The following is a 4,574-nucleotide window of genomic DNA, read 5'->3' as shown; positions in this document are numbered from 1 at the left end:
GGTGTTAGGGGGTGTGGGTGGTGTGGGTGGTGGTGTGGTAGTTGGGGAGGTCGAGGTGGCGGGTTTGGTGTTGGTAGCGCCAGGTGTAGGTGGGCCAGATGGTGGGGTTGTTGTGGTGGTTGTCGGTGTACCAGCTGTGGCAGCCGCCGGTGTTCCAGACGGTGTTTTTGAGGTGGTGTTGGAGGGTTTTGTTGTAGGTGTTTTGGGCGTGTTGGCGGGGTTCGAGGGTGGTGAGGTGGTGGGTGTGGAGGGTTTTGAGGGCGTGGAGGATGTAGGTGATTTGGGCTTCGATCATGACGGTTTGGGAGGAGTGGCCGAGGGTGGTGTTGGGGCCGAGGATCATGAAGAGGTTGGGGAAGCCGTGGATGGTGGTGCCGCGGTGGGCGGTCATGCCGGTGGTGTTCCAGGTGGTGGCGAGGGTGTGGCCGTGGCGTCCGTGGATGCGGTGGGCGATGGGGCGGTCGGTGGCGGTGAAGCCGGTGGCGAGGATGATGGTGTCGGTGGGGTGGTGGGTGCCGTCGTTGGTGGTGATGTGGGTGGGGGTGATGGTGGTGATGGTGTTGGTGATGATGTTGACGTTGGGTTGTTGGATGGCGGGGTACCAGGTGTTGGAGAAGAGGAGGCGTTTGCAGCCGATGGTGTAGTCGGGGGTGAGGCGTTGGCGGAGGGCGGGGTCTTTGACGGATTGGGTGAGGTGGCGGGTGGCCATGTTTTTGATGCCGGTGGTGCGGGTGGGGCGGGAGAGGAAGAAGGCGATGATTTCGCGGCCGTTTTTGTTGAAGGTGCGGCGGAATTTCTGGTAGCCGGGGAGGTGGCGGAGCATCCAGGTGTGGCGGGGGGTGTTGGGTTTGTCGGGTTTGGGGGCGACCCAGGGGGGTGTGCGTTGGTAGAGGTCGAGGCGGTTGACGTGGGGTTGGATGTGGGGGACGAACTGGATGGCGGAGGCGCCGGTGCCGATGACGGCGACGTTGCGGCCGGTGAGGTCGTGGTCGTGGCGCCATTGGGAGGAGTGGAAGACGGTGCCGGTGAAGGTGTCGAGGCCGGGGATGTCGGGGATGGCGGGGTCGGAGAGGTAGCCGGTGCCGGTGATGAGGATCTGGGCGGTGTAGTGGCCGTGGGTGGTGTGGAGTTTCCAGTGGTGGTGGGTGTCGTCCCAGCGGGCTTCGAGGAGTTCGTGGTCGTAGCGTAGGTGGGGGTCGACGCCGTAGCGGGTGGCGCAGTTCTTGAGGTAGGTGTGGACTTCGGCTTGGGTGGCGAAGGTGGATTTCCAGTCGGGGTTGCGGGCGAAGGAGTAGGAGTAGAGGTGGGCTTGGACGTCGCAGGCGCAGCCGGGGTAGGTGTTGTCGCGCCAGGTGCCGCCGAGGTCGTGGGCGCGTTCGAAGACGAGGAAGTCGTTCTCGCCGGCGCGTAGGAGGGCGATGGCGGTGCCGAGGCCGGAGATGCCGGCGCCGATGACGGCGATTTTGAGGTGGCGTACGGCGAGGTCGCCGGCGCCGGCGGGGGTGGTGCCGGGGGCGGTGGTGGTGCCGGGGGTGGGGGCGTCGGGGGTGGTGCCGGTACCGGTGTCGGTGGTGGTGGTGCCGCCGGCTGTGCTGCTGGCGGGGGCGGTGGCGGTGCCGCTGGCTGTGTTGCTGGCGGGGGCTGTGCCGGTGCCGGTGCCGGTGCCGGTGCCGGTGCCGGTGGTGGTGTGGTGGGGGGTGGTGGTCATGGCGTCGGTGTCCTCGTGTGTGGTGTGGGAGGTGGCCTCTGTGGTGTGGGAGGTGTCCTCGTGCCGGGTGGTCAGGTGCGGCGGGTGAGGGTGACGCGGAAGTTGTTGAAGATGTGGTCTTCGAGGGTGTAGGCGAAGATGTCGAGGTAGCGTTCGAAGCGGGCGACGGTGGTTTCGTCGGTCATGGTGACGGCTTCGTCGCGGCGGGTGGCGAGGAGTTGGAGCCAGGCGCGGCAGGCGCGGGCGAAGGATTCGGGTTCGTTGCGGATTTCGGTGACTTCGAAGAGGCCGTCGAGGCCGGTGGCGAGTTCGGGGAGGCGGGGGATGTGGCAGCCTTCGAATTCTTCGCGCTGGAGGAATTTGAGGTCGTCGAGGAGTTGGCGGCGCAGTGGGGGGTTTTCGACGGTCATGGTGTGGAGGACGAAGCGGGCGCCGGGCTTGAGGAGGGAGTGGACCTGCTTGAAGAAGACGCGGTAGCGCTGGGTGCGTTCTTTGGGGGTGAGGGAGGACAGGACGAAGTGTTCGAGGGCGTTGATGCAGAACGCGGCGTCGTAGGGGTCCTGGCCTTCGGGTAGGCGGTGGTCTTCCCAGCTTTCGACGCGGGCTTCGATGTGGGGGTTGCCGAGGGCGTCGACGAAGTCGGCCTGGGTGCGGGAGAGGGTGACGCCGACGGCGTGGCGCACGCCGTGGACGGTGGTGAGGCGGTTGAGCATGGTGCCCCAGCCGCAGCCGATGTCCAGGACGTTGGCGGTGCCGGCGGCGTGGGCGAGGTCGGTGAAGGCGTCGAGTTTGCGTTCCTGGGCTTCGTCGAGGACGGCGACGAGGTCTTCGCCGTCTTCCCAGTAGCCGCCGGAGTACATCATGGTGGGGCCCAGGATGAGGCGGTAGAGCTCGTTGGGGACTTCGTAGTGGTGGCGGATGGCCTCGACGTCGGGGTTGATGGAGCGGGCTTCGACGGTGGTCATGGGGTGGGCTCCTTGGTGTGGTGGTGACGGGAGTGGGCCGGGGCCGGGGGGCCGGGGCCAGGGGCCGGGGCCGGGGGGGCCGGGTCGGGGTCCGGTGCCCCGCGTGGTGCGGCACTCCGGTACGGCGGCACGGCCCGCCCGGTGGCGTGCGTCCCTGGTGGGCCGGTGGGTGCGGTCCGGGTGGGGCGCGGTGGTGCGGTCGTGCGGCCGGCGTTTGCGGCCCGGTGGCCGGTTCGGTCCCGGGTCGTGCGGTCGGCGCTTGGTCTGCGTGAACTGCGCTGCTGTGTCGCCTGGTTGGTCCCGGTGGTCCGGTGGCCCGTTAAGCCGGTGGCCTGGTGGGCCTGGCGCTCCTGGTGGGCCGTTGGGTGCGGTCCGGGTGGTGCGCGGTGGTGCGGCCGGCGTTTGCGCCCGGTGGCCGGTTCGGCCTCGGGGCGTGCGGTCGGCGCTTGGTCTTCGTGAACTTCCCTGCCGTCGCCTGGTTGGTCCTGGCGGCCTGATGATCCGGTGGCCTGGCGTCCCTGGCGGGGCTGGCGTCTCGGGTGGGCCGGTGGGTGCGGTCCGGGTGGGGCGGTTTGTGTGGCCGGCGTTTGCGTCCGTGGCCGGTCTGACGCCGGGTGTGTGGTCGGTGCATTTTGTGGGGTGGACTTCGGTTCCGGGTCGGCGTTTTGTCGCCGAGTTCCAGTGCCGGTGGCCTGGTGGCCCGTTAAGCCGGTGGCCTGACGTCCTTGGCGGGGCTGGCGTCTCGGGTGGGCCGGTGGGTGCGGTCCGGGTGGGACGCGGTGGTGCGGCCGGCGTTTGCGCCCGGTGGCCGGTTCGGCCCCGGGGCGTGCGGTCGGCGCTTGGCTTTCGTGAACTGCGCTGCCATGTCGCCTGGTTGGTCCTGGCGTCCTGGCGCCCTGGCGGCCTGGCGGCCTGGCGGCCTGGCGGCCTGGCGGCCTGTTGGGCCGGTGGCCTGGCGTCCCTGGTGGGCCGGGCGTCTCGGGTGGGCCGGTGGGTGCGGTCCGGGTGGTGCGGTGGTGCGGCCGGCGTTTGCGGCCCGGTGGCCGGTTCGGCCTCGGGGCGTGCGGTCGGCGCTTGGGTTTCGTGAACTGCGCTGCCATGTCGCCTGGTTGGTCCTGGCGCCCTGGTGGCCTGTTGAGCCGGTGGCTTGGCGGGTCAGGCGTCCCTGGTGGGCCGGGCGCTCCTGGTGGGCCGTTGGGTGTGGTCCTGGTGGTGCGCGGTGGTGCGGTGGTGTGGCCGGTCCTTCCGCCGGGTGGCCGGTTCGGCCTCGGGGCGTGTGGGGCGGCGCGTGGTCTTCGTGGACTGCCGTGCCATGTCGCCACGGTGGCCCTGGTGGCCTGGTGGCCCGTTAAGCCGGTGGCCTGGCGTCTTTGGCGGGGCTGGCGTCTCGGGTGGGCCGTTGGGTGCGGTCCGGGTGGGGCGTTTGTGTGCCGGCGTTTGCGTCCGTGTCCGGTCTGGACCCGGGTGTGTGGTCGGCGCTTGGCTTTCGTGGACTGCCCTGCCGTGTCGCCACGTTGGTCCTGGTGGCCTGGTGGCCTGGTGGCCTGGTGGCCTGTTAAGCCGGTGGCTTGGCGGGGCCGGCGGGCCTGGTGGGTTTGGTGTGTTTGGTGTGTTTGGTGGGCCGGTGGGTGCGGTCCGGGTGGGGTTGGGGTGTGCCGGCTTGGGGTGGCCCCTTGTGGTGGTGCGGGTGGCTGGCGGGGCGTCTGCCGGGTGGCGGGTGGCGGGTGGCTGTCTGCCGTCTGCCGTCTGCCGTGTGGCGGGTGGCTGTCTGCCGTCTGCCGTCTGCCGTGTGGCCGTCTGCCGTCTGCCGCCGTGTGGCGGTTGGCCGGTTGGCCGGGCTGTCGGGCTGTCTGCCGGGTGGCGGGCTGTCGGGCGGGTGGGCGGTCGGGTGGGCGGTCGGG

General features: G+C 70.1%; 3 protein-coding genes. All 3 read right to left on the bottom strand.

The window, feature by feature from the left end:
- Positions 1-4 precede the first annotated feature (4 nt).
- The 3 genes from IF30_RS0139840 to IF30_RS48455 all read right to left on the bottom strand — a co-directional run bounded on the left by IF30_RS0139840 (position 5) and on the right by IF30_RS48455 (position 3,987).
- Positions 5-1,708 carry a flavin-containing monooxygenase gene (locus IF30_RS0139840; protein ID WP_078892064.1) on the bottom strand — a complete coding sequence of 568 codons (1,704 nt, stop codon included), beginning with the start codon at positions 1,706-1,708 and terminating at the stop codon, positions 5-7.
- A gap of 71 nt (positions 1,709-1,779) precedes the next feature.
- Complete coding sequence (locus IF30_RS0139835) at positions 1,780-2,673, bottom strand: class I SAM-dependent methyltransferase (protein WP_030247867.1); 894 nt, start codon at positions 2,671-2,673, stop codon at positions 1,780-1,782.
- Positions 2,674-3,828: 1,155 nt separating this feature from the next.
- Complete coding sequence (locus tag IF30_RS48455; protein ID WP_158835972.1) at positions 3,829-3,987, bottom strand: hypothetical protein; 159 nt, start codon at positions 3,985-3,987, stop codon at positions 3,829-3,831.
- Positions 3,988-4,574: the final 587 nt, after the last annotated feature.

Source organism: Streptomyces sp. NRRL S-350 (genome assembly GCF_000719705.1).
Taxonomy (GTDB): domain Bacteria; phylum Actinomycetota; class Actinomycetes; order Streptomycetales; family Streptomycetaceae; genus Kitasatospora.
This window is presented reverse-complemented; position numbering and strand designations above follow the sequence as displayed.